Origin of the sequence: Acidihalobacter yilgarnensis (assembly GCF_001753245.1) — a bacterium.
Classification (GTDB): domain Bacteria; phylum Pseudomonadota; class Gammaproteobacteria; order DSM-5130; family Acidihalobacteraceae; genus Acidihalobacter; species Acidihalobacter yilgarnensis.
The window spans coordinates 1971216-1988907 of sequence record NZ_CP017415.1 but is presented as its reverse complement, the minus strand read 5'-3'; the positions used below and the strand labels follow the sequence as shown (position 1 = coordinate 1988907).

8 protein-coding genes, 2 pseudogenes and 1 other annotated feature are annotated in these 17692 nt (G+C 58.7%); of the genes and pseudogenes, 7 read left to right on the top strand and 3 right to left on the bottom strand.

Translation table 11 applies throughout. The annotated features are described in order from the left end of the window. From BI364_RS09415 to BI364_RS09405, 3 genes are read left to right on the top strand one after another with little or no spacing between them, the layout of a single operon-like run. Nucleotides 1-975: an ABC transporter permease gene (locus BI364_RS09415; RefSeq protein WP_070078520.1), complete on the top strand. Its 975-nt coding sequence runs from the start codon at nt 1-3 to the stop codon at nt 973-975. Then, the gene (locus BI364_RS09410) at nt 965-1987 is read left to right on the top strand and encodes an ABC transporter ATP-binding protein (RefSeq protein ID WP_197495657.1); all 1023 of its coding nucleotides are present in this window, start codon (nt 965-967) and stop codon (nt 1985-1987) included. The genes BI364_RS09415 and BI364_RS09410 overlap by 11 nt, the downstream gene beginning before the upstream one ends. Next, nucleotides 1984-2979, top strand: coding sequence for an ABC transporter ATP-binding protein (locus BI364_RS09405; protein WP_070078519.1), 996 nt, complete (start codon nt 1984-1986; stop codon nt 2977-2979). The genes BI364_RS09410 and BI364_RS09405 overlap by 4 nt, the downstream gene beginning before the upstream one ends. A gap of 78 nt (nt 2980-3057) precedes the next feature. Here BI364_RS09405 and BI364_RS18675 read toward each other — a convergent pair. Then, a pseudogene (locus BI364_RS18675) lies at nt 3058-3343 on the bottom strand (IS3 family transposase); the annotation flags it as partial. After that, nucleotides 3099-3215: a sequence feature (AL1L pseudoknot), on the bottom strand. (Overlaps the previous pseudogene by 117 nt.) A gap of 271 nt (nt 3344-3614) precedes the next feature. Between BI364_RS18675 and BI364_RS09400 the strand changes: the two are divergent. Both BI364_RS09400 and BI364_RS09395 read left to right on the top strand, forming a co-directional pair. Beyond that, nucleotides 3615-12236, top strand: a pseudogene (locus BI364_RS09400) (GH36-type glycosyl hydrolase domain-containing protein). A gap of 254 nt (nt 12237-12490) precedes the next feature. Beyond that, nucleotides 12491-13756, top strand: coding sequence for a diguanylate cyclase (locus BI364_RS09395; RefSeq protein WP_197495656.1), 1266 nt, complete (start codon nt 12491-12493; stop codon nt 13754-13756). A 172-nt stretch (nt 13757-13928) separates the two neighbouring features. Here the strand turns inward: BI364_RS09395 and BI364_RS09390 are convergent, their stop codons facing one another. Then, entirely contained in the window at nt 13929-14192 is a 264-nt protein-coding gene (locus tag BI364_RS09390) for an RNA recognition motif domain-containing protein (RefSeq protein ID WP_070078518.1), read from the bottom strand. A gap of 181 nt (nt 14193-14373) precedes the next feature. Continuing rightward, entirely contained in the window at nt 14374-14577 is a 204-nt protein-coding gene (locus BI364_RS09385) for a cold-shock protein (RefSeq protein WP_070078517.1), read from the bottom strand. Nucleotides 14578-14868: 291 nt separating this feature from the next. Here BI364_RS09385 and BI364_RS09380 point away from each other — a divergent pair, with 291 nt between their 5' ends. Further along, nucleotides 14869-15885, top strand: a complete 1017-nt coding sequence (locus tag BI364_RS09380; protein WP_070078516.1) for a hypothetical protein — start codon at nt 14869-14871, stop codon at nt 15883-15885. Continuing rightward, nucleotides 15882-17654, top strand: coding sequence for a single-stranded-DNA-specific exonuclease RecJ (recJ, locus tag BI364_RS09375; RefSeq protein WP_070078515.1), 1773 nt, complete (start codon nt 15882-15884; stop codon nt 17652-17654). The genes BI364_RS09380 and recJ overlap by 4 nt, the downstream gene beginning before the upstream one ends. Nucleotides 17655-17692: the final 38 nt, after the last annotated feature.

The following is a 17692-nucleotide window of genomic DNA, read 5'->3' as shown; positions in this document are numbered from 1 at the left end:
ATGCTGGGAATCGTTCTGGGCAGGCTCGGCCACATGTTCTTTGTGATGCTGGGCATCAGCATCATCGTATTCCTGATTTTTTTCGCTACTCCGGGCTCCGATCCAGCTGCGCGCATCGCTGGGCGCAACGCCTCGCCAGAAACCCTGATCGCCGTCAGGACGAGTTTCGGCCTGGACAAGCCACTACCCGTGCAATACGCGATCTTGATGAAGAAATTGTTCGTCACTCGCGATCTGACCTCCTTCGTCAACCGGGGCCAGGAGGTGATCCCAGAAGTGCTGCAGGCTGCACCGGTCACGCTTTCGCTTGTCACCGGCGCGGCGGTGATATGGATGGTGCTCGGCGTGGGCATCGGTCTGCTCTCGGCCGCCACCCGCGGTAGTGTGCTCGACCGCGTATTGATGGCCTTGGGGTTGATCGGCATTTCGATGCCGGTGTACTGGGTGGGCGAGATCTTGAACCTGCTCTCACAGAGCCGCCTGCACGACACGGTGCTGTTCTCCTGGGTGCCAGCACTTGGCTACCACTCCTTCGCCAGCAACCCACTGACCTGGTTCCAAGGACTCGTCATTCCGTGGGTCACCCTGGCCGTGATGTACATTGGACTCTACGGTCGCGTACTGCGGGCGAATCTAATTGAGGCCATGCAGGAGGACTACATCCGCACGGCTCGCGCCAAGGGCCTGAGCGAGACACGCATCCTGCTGCACCACGCGCTGCGCACCTCGCTGATCACCCTGGTCACATTGTTCGGGCTGGATTTCGGTGCGCTGGTCGGCGGCGCGGCCGTGCTGACCGAAGTCGTGTTCGGGCTACCGGGGATTGGTAAGCTGACCTACGACGCATTGCAGAATCTCGATCTGCCCGTGATCATGGCCACCGTGATCTACGGCTCGTTCTTCGTGGTGATGGCTAATGCCGCAGTCGACCTGCTCTACGTGGTGCTGGACCCGAGGGTGCGACGTGACGATTGAAGCCGCCGAGCCGTTGCTGGACGTACGCGACCTGCGTGTGTCCTTTCGCACCGAAGATGGGCTGATCCGCCCCGTCGACGGTGTTTCTTTCCAGGTTGGTGCCCACGAGATCGTCGGCATAGTCGGCGAGTCTGGCTCTGGCAAGTCACTGTCGGTGATGAGCATCGTGGGGCTGATCAGCGATCCCAACGTGGTGATCGAGGGCTCTGTACGCTACAAGGGCCGCGAGCTGATCGGTCTGTCTCAGTCGGCATTGCGTCCGCTGCGCGGCAGCGAGATCGCGGTCATCTTCCAGGATCCGATGACGGCGCTGACGCCGGTCTACACAGTCGGTTGGCAGATCGTCGAACAGGTGCGCGCGCACGAGAAGCTCTCGCGCCGGACGGCACGCCGGCGTGCCGTCGAACTGCTGGATGCGGTCGGCATCCCCCAGCCCTATACGGCGGTGGACCGCTATCCGCACCAGCTCTCCGGCGGCATGCGCCAGCGCGCCATGATTGCCATGGCGCTGTCCTGCCAGCCCGCCCTGCTGATCGCCGACGAACCGACTACCGCGCTGGACGTGACGGTGCAGGCGCAAATATTGGAACTCATTCACCGACTCAAGGACGAGTTCGGCTCCTCCGTGATTCTCATCACCCACGACATGGGCGTGGTCGCCGAGACGGCTGACCGGGTGCTTGTCATGTACGCCGGCCGCGTCGCCGAATACGGCACTACGCGCGAGCTGTTCAGCGAGCCGCTCCACCCTTACACATGGGGGCTGTACGACTCAATCCCACCGCTGGAAGGTCGCCGACCGACGCGCCTGTCATCTATCTCCGGCAGTCCTCCTGCGTTGAGCGAAAGACCTGATGGCTGCGCATTCGCGCCGCGCTGCGCCTACCGTTTCGAGACCTGCGACCAGCTGCCACCGCTGAGTGGCACGCGCGAACATTTGGCCGCCTGTTTCTTGCCGCCCGGCCGGCGCCGTGCTGTTGATCGGCATCCAGATCAGGAGGCTTCCACATGAGCACTGCCATCGTAGAGGCGCCGCTGCTCGAGGCGCGGGGGCTGAGTAAGTTTTTCGACGGTGGACGCAGCGGGCTGCTAGGGCAAACTCGGCGGCGCGTGATAGCAGTCGACGGTGTTTGGCTGCAAGTCTATCCGGGCGAGACGCTCGGCCTGGTCGGTGAGTCTGGGTGCGGCAAATCGACGCTTGGGCGTTGCTTGGTGCGTCTGCAAGAGCCCAGCGAAGGCGAATTGTGGTTCGAGGGCAATAAAATCTCGCACCAAAGCATGCGTGAGCTGCGGCCGCTGCGCCCGCGCCTACAGATGGTGTTCCAGGATCCTTCCACCTCGTTGAATCCGCGCCGGCGAATCGGCGACCTGATCGCCGAACCATTGCGTGTGCACACTAGGCAGAGCCGCGCGGAAATCACCGAACGAGTGGGAGAGTTGTTGCAGGTGGTCGGCCTTCAACCGGAGCACTTCCATCGTTTCCCGCATGAGTTTTCCGGCGGCCAGCGCCAGCGTATCGGCATTGCTCGTGCCCTCGCGCTCAATCCGCGCCTGGTGGTGGCCGACGAACCGGTATCGGCACTGGATGTTTCGATCCAGGCCCAGATCGTCAACCTTTTCGCAGACCTGCAGGAGCAGTTCGGCCTGACCTACGTCTTCATTGCCCACGATCTCAGCGTGGTACGCCAAGTCTCAACGCGCACCGCCGTCATGTACCTCGGCGCTATCGCCGAGATCGGACCGACCAAGGCGGTGTATCGCGAACCGGCCCATCCCTACACGCAAGCACTGATTTCGGCCGTCCCGGTACCCGAACTGGACAGCGAGCGCCGTAAACGACGCATCCTGCTCAAGGGCGATCTGCCGAGCCCGATGAACCCGCCTTCGGGGTGCCGGTTCCAGACACGATGTCCACAGGCGCAAGCGTTGTGTCGGCAGGAGAGGCCACAGTTGAAAGCTTTCGGAGACGGGAGATCGGTAGCGTGCCATTTTCCGTTAGTGTAGTTGGCCGCGCTGAGCCAAGGGCCGTCCATACTAGCGGGCAACAGCACCGCATCGCGCTGTGGGCACAAGCACTGTACAACTCGGGTATCGCAGTCGTGCGACACGGCGACGATATCCGACGGGGCGACCTGCAACACGCGGCAGATCGGCTCGACCCCGTAGGTCTCGCGATGTCGATCAATATAGGTCGTTACGACTTGAGTTTGCAGTCGAGTTCCGCCTGCGTAAAAAACGCTGGCCGTGCGCAGAATCTCGTTGGCACGGTGGCAGCTCCTTGTCCGCTCGCTCCAACTCCTTGATGCATTGATTTCGATGCTCGTCACACCGGGCGCATACCAGCATCGATCTCCGTGCGCTTGACCCATCCCTGCCTTAAGAAATAAATGAGCTGACGTTACCGATCAGGAATAGTCTGTCATGTCTTGCGGACAAAACGTCGTTTCAAAGCTACACCGTTGAGAAACGTCTATTGAACAGTTATCGAATCGTTGGCGGTTTTAAGTTCCCAAGGATCTGGCTGGAATCACCTCATTGCTGACACCCAACGCTCGGGTAAGGAGAATGTCATAACAATCAAGGAATTCGGGTTGATGGCGCGTGCGCGCCATGTGCTGCGTGACGATCATGATACTGAGCTGTTGCGCTCAGAGCTGTTCAGCATCGAACAACTGAAGCGTCACGCGGTCACACTGGCCGGACAACATAAAATCGACCCACATCCGGGGCCGGATAGCTTGCTACCGCGGCTGGTGGACAATGAACGTGTTCTGCTGGCTGCGTATGACGTCGTGACAGCTGCAGTCTCGCCAGGACAGCGAATTGTCGCGGCAGAGGCTTGGTTGCTCGACAATTTTTATCTCATCGAACAGCAAATTGCCTTGGCGCGTCGCCATTTGCCGCGCGGCTATAGTCGACAGTTGCCACGACTGGCCAGTGGCCCGTCAGCGGGCTTCCCTCGTATCTATGACCTGGCACTGGAGCTGATTTCGCACATGGATGGCCGAGTCGACAGTGACAATGCCACCCAATTCATCACTGCCTACCAGACCGCTGAACCCTTGAAACTGGGTGAGTTGTGGGCATTTCCAATCATGCTGCAGTTGGCGTTACTGGAAAATCTGCGCCGCGTTGGACTACGTATCGTGCGTCGGCGCGAGGATATCGACGCGGCGATATCCTGGGCCGACCGTATGCTCGCGACGGCTGAAAGCGAACCCAAACAGCTTATCCAGTTGCTGGCTGAGTTTGCCAGTGCCGATGTGCCGTTGACTGCCCCGTTTGTGGAGGAATTCTACGCGCGACTCCAGGCACAGGGATCGGCCATGGCGTTCGTTCAAATCTGGGTCGAGCAGAAATTGCACGAACAGGGGGTGACGGCGACGCAGTTGTCAGAAGCTGCCGGTCGCGCGGCCGCAACCAACCAAATATCCATCGCAAACAGCATCGGGAGTTTGCGTTTCATCGGCGCAATGGACTGGAGGATTTACGTCGAGTCTCTCAGTGTCGTCGAACAGATCTTGCGCGAAGACCCGATGGATCTGTACGCCAGTCAGGATTTCGCCACGCGCGACCGTTACCGGCATGTCATTGAAGATCTGTCGAGGCGCAGCGCCCGTAGTGAATGGGCGGTGGCGCGCGAGGCCATTGTTCTCGCGCAAACCGCGGTAGAGCAATTAAGTACCCAGGACCGCAGCGCACATGTCGGTTATTACCTGATAGATAACGGACGTCCTGATCTGGAGCGAGCGGTCGGTTTCCGTCTGCCGTGGACATTGCAGGCCAGTCGGGCGAGTCGACGTTTCGGCCTGTTTTTTTACCTCAGCCCGATCTTCCTGTTCACCTCACTGGCAACCGCGTGGGCGCTTATTTCCTTCAATGCATCCGGGCTGGGAGATTGGCGCATCGGGTTTTTTGCAATTGCCACCCTGATCGGAAGCTCGGCGCTCGCTATCCAGCTGGTGAATCAGTTGGTCACACTTAATCTTGCCGCCACGTGCGTTGCCCCGGCTGGATTTCTCGAAGGGCATTCCGGATGATCACCGCACCATGGTGGTCGTTCCCACTTTGCTGAGCCGATCGCAAGATGTTGATAGCCTTATTGAAGCCTTAGAGATTCGATATCTCGGCAATCGCGATCCCAATCTGTTCTTCGCTCTACTGACAGATTTCGGTGATGCGCCTGAGCAATCGCTGCCAGAGGATGAGGATGCGCCTTTGCTCGCCCACGCACGCGCAGCGATCCAGGCGCTCAATGAAAGTTACCAGGAAGATCGTCCAGGCATTTTCTATTTGTTTCATCGTCCGCGAATGTGGAATCCAATCGAGCGGGTGTGGATGGGTTATGAGCGCAAGCGCGGCAAGTTAGAGCAGTTCAACGCCTTGCTGCGAGGTGGCGCGCGAACTGCCTTCGCGGACATCGTCGGCGATCAATCCATTCTCGGTTCGGTCCAATATGTCATTACCTTGGATACGGACACGCAACTACCCCGCGACTCCGCACGCACCTTGATAGGCAATCTCGCCCATCCGCTCAATCGACCGGTGTATGACGCAGACAAGGGGCGCATTGTCGAAGGTTACGCAATCCTGCAGCCGCGCGCCTCGATCAGCCTGACCAGCGCCGGTCAGTCACGCTTTACGAAGCTGTTTTCCGGCGAGTCAGGCATCGATCCCTACACGCGCGAAGTTTCTGATGTCTACCAGGATCTTTTCGGGGAGGGGGCATTCATCGGCAAGGGTATCTACGATGTGGATGCTTTTCGTCAGGCCGTTGATGGTCGCTTTCCGGAGAATCTCATCCTCAGTCACGACTTGCTCGAAAGCGGGTATGCGCGTTCGGCACTGGTGACCGATGTCGATCTCATTGAAGACCATCCGGCCAGTTATGCCATCGAGATCAGCCGTCGGCACCGCTGGATACGCGGCGACTGGCAGCTGGCTGGCTGGCTGCTCCCGCGCGTACCCGGACCCAATGGTGCGAAGCCGAAGCGGCAACCCAATCCACTTAGCGCTTTGTCGCTGTGGAAACTGTTCGACAACCTTAGGCGCAGCCTGGTATCGCCGGCGCTGCTTGCTTTGCTGGCAGGTGGTTGGCTTTGGGGGCAGGGTCAGCATGGTTCTGGACGCTGCTGGTCACGGGTGTGTTGTTTGCGCCCATCTTGCTGGGAATCTTGATCGACCTCATCCGGAAACCTGCAGAACGGGACTGGCTGGTGCATCTGATCTTGACCAGTAAGTCCGCAGGGCGGCCCCTCGCGCTCGCCTTGCTGACGGTGGTGTTTTTGCCTTATGAGGCGCTGATTTGCCTGGATGCGATCATGCGTTCGGGCATGCGAATGTTGGTCACGCGACGCGGATTGTTGCTCTGGCAACTGCGATCCTACTCAATTCGCAACGCTAGCCGGTCACTGGCTGATTTTTCCAAGGAAATGTGGATCGCACCGGCGATGGCGCTCGTGCTGGCCGCGATTCTGATCGGCGCATGGCCTTTTGGGCAGATCCGGTCGGCGGAATGGATTTTCTGGGCTCCAGTCTTGATGCTCTGGCTGATATCGCCGGTCGTAGGCTGGTGGATCAGTTTGCCACTCGTGATTCCAGCGCCGGATTTGACCGGTGATCAACGGGCATTCTTGCGAACATCGGCTCGGCGAACCTGGCGCTTCTTCGCGGATTTCGTCGGCGAGGAGGACAACTGGTTGCCACCAGACAACTTCCAGGAATATCCGGCGCCGGTCATCGCGTCGCGCACCTCGCCCACCAACATGGGCATGGCGCTGCTGTCTGATTTGGCCGCGTATGACTTCGGATATCTGTCCGCCGGAGACTGTCTACGCCGTGTTGAAAACACGCTGGCTACGATGGAAAAACTGGAGCGCTACCGAGGCCATTTCTATAACTGGTATGACACGCACACGCTGCAAGCGATGCACCCGCAATATGTCTCTTCGGTGGATAGTGGCAATCTGGCGGGTAGCCTGCTCACCTTGCAGGCAGGCCTGATCGAGCTGAAAGATCGGCCCATCCTGTCCGCTAATGCGTTTCAGGGACTGCACGATACATTGCAAGTACTGGCCGAACATCTGCCCGCGATTCCCCTTCCGGATCTTGCGAACCAAATCAAGCTTCTGCAGGACATACTCCATCCGTTCACGGTAAATGGGCCACCCCAGGCGCTTTCTGTCGTCGAAGATCTGCTGGAAGAGATCCACCGGACTGCCGGTGGACTGGTTGCCTGGTTGCCCACTGAGTGTGATATCGATGGCGAGCTCTATTACTGGGCGCAGGCATTCGATCAGCAATCCCGCGCACTTCGAGATGAGCTGGGATTTTTGACGCCCGAGACAGAGCACTTCAAGAGGGTGCCGACCCTGGCGGAATTAGGCAGAGAAAGCGTTGCCGGCCACAAAGTGGGGACACCTATATCCCGTTATAAGCGTGCGGAGGAACGGCTTAAAACTATTGATGATTTGGTGGATCGTTGCCACGCACTGGCGATGATGGACTTTGAATTTCTTTACGATACGTCGTGCGGTTTGCTGGCTATCGGCTATGACGTAGGCGAGCGGCGCCGCGATCCCGCTTGCTACGATCTGCTGGCATCCGAGGCGCGCCTGACCAGTTTTTTGCTCATCGCGCAGGGTCAAATCCCACAAAAACACTGGTTCTCGCTTGGTCGTTTGCTGACCAGTCATGGTGGGGCCGTGAGTCTGATTTCGTGGAGCGGCTCGATGTTCGAGTACCTGATGCCGCAGTTGATCATGCCGAGTTACGCGAACACCTTGCTGGAACAGACTTGTAAGGCGGCCGTGTCTCGCCAGATCGAATACGGTCGCCAACGCGCAGTGCCTTGGGGCATTTCCGAGTCCTGCTATAACGCCACCGATATGCATCAGGTCTACCAATATCGGGCGTTCGGTGTGCCTGGGCTGGGATTTAAGCGCGGTCTGGGAGACGATCTGGTCATCGCGCCCTACGCCAGCGCGCTGGCGCTGACGGTGATGCCGCGGAAAGCGTGTATCAACCTGCAGGCCATGGCCGCCCAGGATTTCCTCGGCGGCTATGGCTTCTACGAAGCGGTCGACTACACCCCATCCCGAGTCCCGAGGGGTAGGCAATATGCCATCGTGCGGTCATTCATGGCGCACCACCAAGGCATGAGCTTACTGGCCTTTGCGCATGTGCTGCTCGATCAGCCGATGCAGCGCCGATTTTTGTCCGATCCGTTCGTACAGGCGACGCAATTATTACTGCAGGAGCGTGTGCCGAAGAAGGGCGCGACTTTGCATCCGCATGCGGCTGAGGTCAGTGCCGCTGCGCGCCCTGCAGAAGAAACAGGCGCGAACATACGTGTGTTCACCGACCCGAACACGCTGATACCTGAAGTCCATTTGTTGTCCAACGGCAGTTATCACGTCATGGCGACCCATGCCGGTGGCGGTTACAGTCGCTGGCGCGACCTGGCCGTCACCCGTTGGCGCGAGGACGCCACCTCGGATGACAGGGGGACTTTCATTTACCTGCGCGACCTCGATACGGGACGTTATTGGTCAAATGCGTATCAGCCCACCTTGCAGAAAGCCGATCACTACGAGGCCATCTTCGTGCAGGCGCGGGCCGAATACCGGCGGCGTGATCGCAGGATCGAAACACACACCGAGATCAGCGTTTCGCCGGAAGACGACGTCGAAATCCGCCGGGTTACGCTCACCAATCATTCATCCAGGATTCGTTATATTGAGGTGACGAGTTACGCGGAAGTTGTGTTGGCGCCATTGCATGCCGACCTTGCCCACCGCGCCTTCAGTAACCTGTTCGTGCAAACTGAAATTTTGTCAGACCGGCAGGCGATCCTCTGCACGCGGCGACGCCGCACCCCAGGGGAGCAGGTGCCGTGGATGTTTCACTTGTTTGCGGCGCCCGGCGCGACGATAGACGAGCCGTCTTTTGAAACTGACCGGGCTCAATTCATCGGGCGTGGCCGAACGGCGAGCAACCCGGTGATGCTGGATAACGCCGGTAGTCGGAAGCAATTGTCGAACACCGATGGCTCGGTGCTCGATCCCATCGTATCGATCCGTCGCACGCTTACGCTGTCTCCCGATGAATCGGCGACCGTGCAGATCATTTCCGGTGTTGCAGATACGCGCGAAGGGGCCTTGATTTTGCTTGAGAAATATTGCGATCGCCACTTCGTTGAGCGTGCATTTGAAATGGCCTGGTTCCAGAGCCAGGAAGTGTTGCGTCATCTCAACGCAAGCGAGGCCGATGCCCAGGTCTATGGTCGCCTGGCCAGCTCCGTCATTCACGGCAATGCATTGCGCCGCGCTGCGCCCAGCGTCATTGCCCGCAACCAGTTGAGGCAGTCCGGGCTGTGGCGCTTTGCTATCTCCGGTGATCTGCCGATCATCCTGCTGCACATCGGTGATCTGAATCGAATCGAGTTGGTCAAGCAGATATTGCAAGCTCATGCTTATTGGCGGATGAAGGGCTTGGCTTCAGATCTGATCATCGTGAACGAAAATTTCTCAGGCTACAGGGCAGTGCTACACGACCAAATCATGGGACTGATCAACGCGGGCCCTGATGCGCAAATCATCGATAAACCGGGTGGCGTCTTCGTTCGCCGCGCAGAAGATCTTTCAGAGGATGAGCGGGTCTTGCTGCAGACAGTCGCTCGCGTTGTACTCACCGATGCGGCTGAAATATTGGTCGAGACATTAGATCGCCGGGTATCGCCAGAGCGGGTATCGGATCTTCTTGAGCCCTGGCTGCCTCCGGTTGCCGAACCGGTCAATCCGCTGTCGCCGCGCGAGCGTATTTTCTGTAACGGCCTGGGGGGATTTACACCCGACGGGCATGAATATGTCATCACGCTTGAGCCGGGTCAGACCACGCCGGCACCGTGGGTTAACGTTATTGCCAGCCCGTACATTGGCACCGTGGTGAGCGAGGGTGGGAGCGCGTATACCTGGGTGGGAAACGCGCACGAATTCCGACTGACGCCCTGGCATAACGATCCGATATCTGACAGTAGCGGAGAAGCACTCTACATCCGTGATGAGGAAACCGGTACGTTCTGGTCGCCGACGCCGATGCCTGCCCGTGGCCAATCCGGGTATGTATGTCGGCACGGATTTGGCTATAGCGCCTTCGAGCATTATGAAGCCGGCATTGCCTCTGAAATGTTTACCTACGTCGCCATGGATGCCCCGGTGAAGTTCATGGTGGTCAAGTTGCGCAACCATTCTGGGCGGGCGCGCAAGTTGTCATTGACCGGTTATTGGGAATTGGTGCTGGGCGAATGGCGACATGCCAATCTCATGCACATCGTGACCGAAACGGATCTGCGCAGCGGGGCGATGTTTGCCCGCAATGCGTATGGCCGCGAATGCGCCAATCGGGTTGTCTTTGCCCATGTCGGCGGGGGGCATCTCAGCGAGCGATCACGCTCTGTGACCGGAAACAGGACCGAATTCATCGGTCGTAACGGCTCTTTGAGCCGCCCGGCAGCCATGCGACGCAAGCGTTTGTCGGGCAAGACCGGTGCAGGACTTGATCCGTGTGCTGCGATCCAGGCTCAAATCGAACTCGCCGATGGGCAAGAACGCGAGATCGTGTTCGTTTTCGGGGCAGCGCAGGATAGCAACGAAGCACAGTATTTCATCGAGCGATTCGGTGGCGAAGCCGGTGCAAGGCAGGCATTGGAATCGGTGTGGGAATATTGGAACCACACCCTGGGCGCGGTGCGCGTGGAAACACCGGACCCGGCACTGGATGTCATGGCGAATGGCTGGCTGCTTTATCAGACACTTTCATGTCGACTCTGGGGCCGCAGTGGCTACTACCAATCTGGTGGTGCCTACGGGTTCCGTGACCAATTGCAGGACACCATGGCGCTGATCCATGCGACACCCTGGCTTGCCCGCGAACAGTTAATCCGGTGCGCTGAGCGCCAGTTTCTCCAGGGTGACGTGCAACACTGGTGGCACCCGCCCGGTGGACAGGGTGTGCGTACCCATTTTTCCGATGATTATTTGTGGCTACCGTATGCAACCTGCCGATATGTGCTCACGACCGGCGATACGGGCGTACTCGACGAGTGCGTGCATTTTATCGAGGGCCGCGAATTGAATCCGGAAGAGGAGGCTTACTACGATCATCCGCAACGTTCGGCCGAAGGGGCAAGCCTTTATGAACATTGCGTACGCGCACTCAAACACGGTTTGCGTTTCGGCGAGCACCAATTGCCGCTGATGGGCTGCGGCGACTGGAACGATGGCATGAATCTCGTCGGTCGCGATGGTAAGGGTGAAAGCGTTTGGCTGGCGTGGTTTCTGTATGACAACCTGCAGCAGTTTGCCAGCTTGGCGCATAGTCGGGACGACGCAGCTTTTGCCATTCTTTGCACAGATCAGGCCTCGCAACTGCGCACCCACATCGAGGCCCATGCCTGGGATGGTGAATGGTATCGACGAGCCTATTTCGATGATGGCACACCCCTGGGTTCGGTCGAAAATGACGAGTGCAGAATCGATTCGATCAGTCAGAGTTGGGCCATCATTTCAGGCGGCGGTGATCCGGCGCGATCGATTCAGGCGATGGAGGCGGTAGACAAACACCTGGTGCGGCGGGATGCACAGTTGATTCAGCTGCTTGATCCGCCCTTCGACACATCAGACCTTGAACCGGGTTATATCAAGGGCTACGTGCCCGGCGTGCGCGAAAACGGTGGGCAATATACCCATGCCGCGATATGGGCCACGACGGCATTTGCCATGCTGGGCGAAAATGAGCGTGCGTGGGAATTATTCACCATGCTCAACCCTATCCATCACGGTAGTCAGCCTCAAGATATTGAACGCTACAAAGTTGAGCCGTACGTCATGTGCGCTGATATTTATGGCGCATCGCCTCACACCAGCCGGGGAGGTTGGACTTGGTATACCGGGGCGGCAGGGTGGATGTACAGGCTGGCCGTTGAAACCTTGCTGGGCTTGCATTTGGAAGGGGATCATCTGCGCATTGCGCCGTGTATCCCAGCCGATTGGGCCTCGTACAAAATCCAATATCGCTTTCACGACACCTTCTACCACATCACAATCAAGCGCATTCGGGCGAAGCCGGAACATGTGATTCACGTGACACTGGACGGTGTCGTGATCAATGACTCCAGTATCGAGGGGCGTGAGAAATTGCAAGGCATGATTCCCCTGGTGGATGACCGCCGAGATCATTTCGTCGAGGTGGAATTGAATTAACGGCATATGGTGCCAACGGGCTTTTGGACTCGTCATTACATCCATCTTCGGGAAAGGCATCGCTCGCGATCATGCTGCGATTTGACTTATCCGATTGCCCAGATTTTCTGAGTCACGGCTTAGCAAGCATCTTCCATTCGATCAGAGTTTTGGGCATGGCGCCCGGTGGACGTTAAACTGTCGCGTGGGCGGGGCGTGTGTCGCATCCAGATGAGATGTTGCCAAGGCCAAAGGACGATAGAGGAAGTGGCCAGATGGGCGATAGCATGACGGTAGGGGATGCGGAAAATTTGGCCTTTGATGGCCTTCCTGTGCCGGTTGTACGTGTGCGGGGCGCGGTATTGAGGTATGTGAATCCTGCCGCTCTGGAAATGCTGGAGGCAGATTCACCTGACGCCGTACTAGGACGATCGATTCTTGATTTTGTACACCCGCTGGACCGCGTACGCATCGCCAAGCGCCTGAGTCGCCTTGAGGACAAGGCGCGGCGTTACCGCGGTGTTGAAATGTTGATCCGAACCTGTCGTGGCGAGTTGCGTGGCGTGAGCATTTCAGCTACTGCGGCCTCGTTGCCGGAGGACGGGGTAGTTGCTGTGGCGGTGGATATTACGCGCCGTCGGATGAAGACCTATCTACGCGAAACTGAACGCAACGTTGTTCGGCTATTCGAGAACACCACGGATATCTACTACCGTATCGATGCACAGGGCAAGCTGCTGATGGCGAGTCCAGCCGTGGAGCGCATTCTAGGGTACCACTGCGACGAATTGCTGGGACGGGATTCGAGCATATTCTATGCCGACCCGAAAGACCGTGACGCGTTGATCGAGGTGCTTCTGCGAGATAAGCGTATCGCCGATTACGAGGTTCGACTACGCGGCAAGCAAGGGCAATTGGTAGATGTCTCGATCAGCTCGCATGCCCTGTTTGACGACGAAGGCAATTACATCGCGGTCGAGGGCGTTATTCGGGATCTGACCGAGCGTAAGCAGCTGGAACGCCGCTTACGTGTACTGGCAACCGCCGATGAACTGACTGGCATTTGCAATCGTCGGGTGTTTTTCGAGCGCGCCACGGCGGCGTTGCAGCGCACGCAGCGGCAGCGGCGGCCGATGGGGCTGATGATTTTAGACATCGATTGGTTCAAGAAAATCAATGACCGATTCGGCCATCTGGGCGGTGATGGTGCTTTACGCGCCTTTGCGAAGGCGGTTGGATCGGAACTGCGCGATGTCGATCTATTCGGTCGGCTCGGCGGTGAAGAGTTCGGCATCGTGTTGGAGGATTGTCCGGTATCCGAGGCGCAGACGGTGGGTGAACGCATACGTGTCTGCATAGAGAATCTTCGGCTGACCCCGCGTGAAGGCGAGCAGTTGCGTATGACAGTCAGTATCGGCGCGACAGCCTGCCAGGCAGAGGATGTGCGGATAGAGGCGCTATTCGAGCGGGCAGATCGCGCGCTTTATCAGGCAAAACAGGCGGGCCGTAATTGCATTCGTTGGGAGGGGGGCGGAGGGTAGTCGTGGCCCTATGTCGAGTGTGGGGTGGGTCGTGCCGTTCCGGCATTTGCGAGGATGGAAATAGGGGTGTTGCGTAGGTTGTTGCGTTCGCTTAGGTAATGCTCTGTTTTGACGGTCGCCCGGCCCGAGGGGAGATTTGTCCGGGGCCGAGCTTGTAATTATCGTCGCAGCGTCAGCGCCGGCCGCGTCCCTTGGTTTTGGGTTTTTCGTCCCGAACCTTGAGGCTGTTGCCCAAAAAAGTTTTGCCGTCGAGGGTTGCCATCGCGGCACGCGCTTCATGTCCTTCCATGTCTACAAAGGCGAAACCCTTGCACTTGCCCGAGAAGACATCGCGCGGTAGTTCGAGCTTGCGAACGGTCCCGTATTCCGAGAAAAGTTCCTTGACGTCGTTTTCCGTGGTTTGCGGCGCAAGGTTGCCGACGAAGAGTGTTTTCATCGGTGAGCCCCCGAATGATGAATGTGAACGATGCCGCCGAGCTGCACCAGGCGTGGTGGCTTTAGCGGCTGGAAATGCGAATCGGGCCGGATGCATAGGCCCTTCGTTATCGGAAGGGACGGCACCGGCCCGATACGCAACCGTCCCGGTGCATGAACACCGGCACGGCTTCACGAGGCGTTTACTGCGCGGAGACGTTGCTCGCCTGCGGACCCTTGGGGCCGTTCTCCACGTCAAAGCTGACTGGCTGACCTTCGGTCAGGGTCTTGAAGCCAGAGCCCTGGATCGCGCTGAAATGCACAAACACATCCGCGCCGCCATTGTCCTGGGAGATGAAGCCAAAGCCCTTGGATTCGTTAAACCACTTCACAGTGCCTGTCGCCATGCTTGATATACCTTTGAAAAATGAAACAAATGGATTGGTTCGCGTACAGGTAGAGGAGAGGTGGTTCAGGAGGTAACCGGGAAGGAACTTGCTGAAACTGCCAATATCAATATCTGCCGCTGTCGTTGACTATATGCCAATCGCCCCGGGAGTGCCACATTTATATCTTGGGAGGTGTTGTTTGATGGGTCGTCGTCCCCGTGTGGTCTTCAAATGCCGTGGTCTTTGCCTCCCATTGATCTCAAGGCGATAGACTATGCCACCGCCAATATATGCGATACCCCAAACTCCATGCATCTGCATTTGATCATTCCCGGGTTGCTGCGCCGATTGCCGATATGGCAACGGGACTACAACTGGCATCCCGAGGCCGCAGAACTGAGGGTTTTGCTCAATGGCACACCCTTCGAGCAGGATGAATACGAACTGTCCGCTCTTTCCGCTGCTGCCTTGTTGGGTTGGCGGGGCGCGAAATTGCCGGCTGCGGGCTACCGGGCCTTGGCGCAAGGTCTGAACCTGCCACCAGAAGGAGACTGGGTTTGTGCCGACCCAGTGCATCTACAGGCCGATGCCAATGGCGCGGTGATACATGACAGCGGGCGTTTCGCCCTACGACTTGATGAAGCCCAGGAGCTGGTGAGCAACCTGGAAAGCACCTTGGGCGGGGAGGGTTGGCATTTTCATCTGGGCGCGGCGAATGCTTGGTATCTGCAGGTGCCAGTGGGCGAGGCGCCAGACGTGCCGATGCTGGAAGCCGTGATCGGGCGGGATTTGCACCGCGAATGGATGCCGAATAACAGCACGGAGGGTTGGCGTAGGCGCCTGACCGAAATCGAGATGCTTTTATACCAACACCCGGTCAATCAGGCGCGGGAGGCGCGGGGCGAGCCGCCAATCAACAGTTTATGGTGTTGGGGGCAAGGGCGGGAGGCAGGCTTGGATGGCGGAGGCATGACGCGAGTGATGGGGCAAGGCGCATTGCTCGCAGGTTTTGCCAAGGCAGCAGGCATCGAATTGGAGCCGCCTTCGCTGACCGCCCTTGACCCGACCAGGGAGGGGCGTTTGTTGCTCGTGCTGGATGCTTTGGCCGAATCGGCCGCTTATGACGATCTACCGGCCTGGGAGCAGGCATTATTGAACCTGGATGCGGATTGGTTTGCCCGGTTGCATGAGGGCGTTGTTTCGGGCGAGATCACCTCGATGGTTTTGCACGCGGATGGACGGTGTTGGCAGATACAGCGCCGGCGGAGATTATTTTCGCGTTGGCGTCGCCCACGGCCGCTGGCCGAGTCACTGGGGGCGACATGAGGACGCCACCGACCCTGCGGCGGCGGCAACCAGCGCGCATAGAGGATCTGCCCGGAGATCTGCATTCGATTTTGCGACGCATTTACGCCAACCGAGGCGTGGTGCGATCCGACACGCTTGAACTGGGGCTTGCGGGGATCGCCGATTATCGTCTCTTCAAAGACATCGAGCGGGCAGTGAACTTGCTGGAAACGGCGCTGACGGAGCAGTGGCGCATATTGATTGTTGGCGATTACGATGCCGACGGTGCGACCAGCACGGCCGTGGCGATTCGTGCGCTCGGCGCGATGGGTGCGCGGCATCTGGACTATCTTGTGCCCAATCGCTTTGAGCAAGGTTATGGCCTGACACCAGCGTTGGTGGCGTCCGCGCTGCCCTTGCAACCGCAACTGATTGTTACCGTTGACAACGGCGTTGCGGCGCACGATGGCGTACGCGCGGCGCAGGCCGCCGGGATCAAGGTGTTGGTGACGGATCACCACCTGCAGGGTGATTCGCTGCCGCCGGCGGAGGCCATCATTAATCCAAATCAGGTCGGCGATCCATTTCCGAGTAAGGCATTGGCCGGCGTCGGCGTGATTTTCTACCTGATGAGTGCACTGCGTGCGCGCTTGCGCGATGTCAGCTGGTTCGGCGATGCCCTTCCTGAGCCGCGTCTGGGCGATTTGCTTGATCTGGTCGCGCTCGGCACGGTGGCCGATGTGGCGACGCTTGATCGCAATAATCGCATTCTTGTCGAACAAGGCCTGCGCCGTATTCGTGCCGGCCGAGCATGTCCGGGCATTCTTGCATTATTGCGGGTCGCAGGTCGTGAAGCGACGCAGGTCGCGGCAATGGATATGGGGTTTTTCGTCGGTCCGAGGCTTAACGCTGCGGGTCGTATGGATGATATGTCGATCGGCATCGAATGCCTGCTGACGAATGATCCCGAGCGCGCCAATGCTCTCGCCGCCCAGCTCGATGCGCTCAATCGCGACCGTCGCGCGATCGAACAAGGTGTCCGCGAGGAAGCCGTCGCGGCAGTCGAATCTGCGATCGCGCGCTGGGATGGGCGCAACTTGCCGGCCGGGATTTGTCTTTACGAAGCCGATTGGCATGAGGGCGTTTTGGGTCTCGTGGCGGGACGCGTCAAGGACCGTTTCCATCGACCGACCGTGGTGTTGGCGCCGGGGAGTGATGGTTTTCTCAAGGGCTCTGCGCGCTCGGTGCCGGGTGTGCATGTGCGCGATGTGCTGGCCACGATGGATGCCGAGCAGCCTGGTCTGTTGGTGCGTTTCGGCGGACATGCGATGGCGGCGGGGCTGACGCTCGATGCTACGCGACTGGATGAATTTACCGAGCGCTTCGCGGCGACAGTGACGCGGCATGCCGATGCCGAGGCATTGCAGCCCGTCTTGTGGAGCGATGGCGAGCTGATGCCGGGAGAATTCGATTTGAGAGCGGCTGAGGCGTTACGGGCGGGGGGTCCCTGGGGGCAGGGGTTTCCAGAGCCCTTGTTCGACGGCCTGTTTGCGGTGGCGTCCGCCCGCGAGGTTGGGCAGCGGCATCTGAGACTACAGTTGCGCGATCCGCGCGACGGTCAGCTGCACGAGGCAATTGCCTTCAATTATGCGGACCATGGCATGCCGTTTGATGGTGGCGCAGGCACGGTACGTTTCGCCTTCAGACTGGGTATCAACGACTACCGTGGTGTGTGTAAGCCACAATTGGTGATCGAAGGTTACGACCTTGCCGTGGATGAACGCGACGAGACGAGTGTCAATTCATAGGTATATGGCCTAGGCGCTAGCGTCTCGCACTTTGCCAC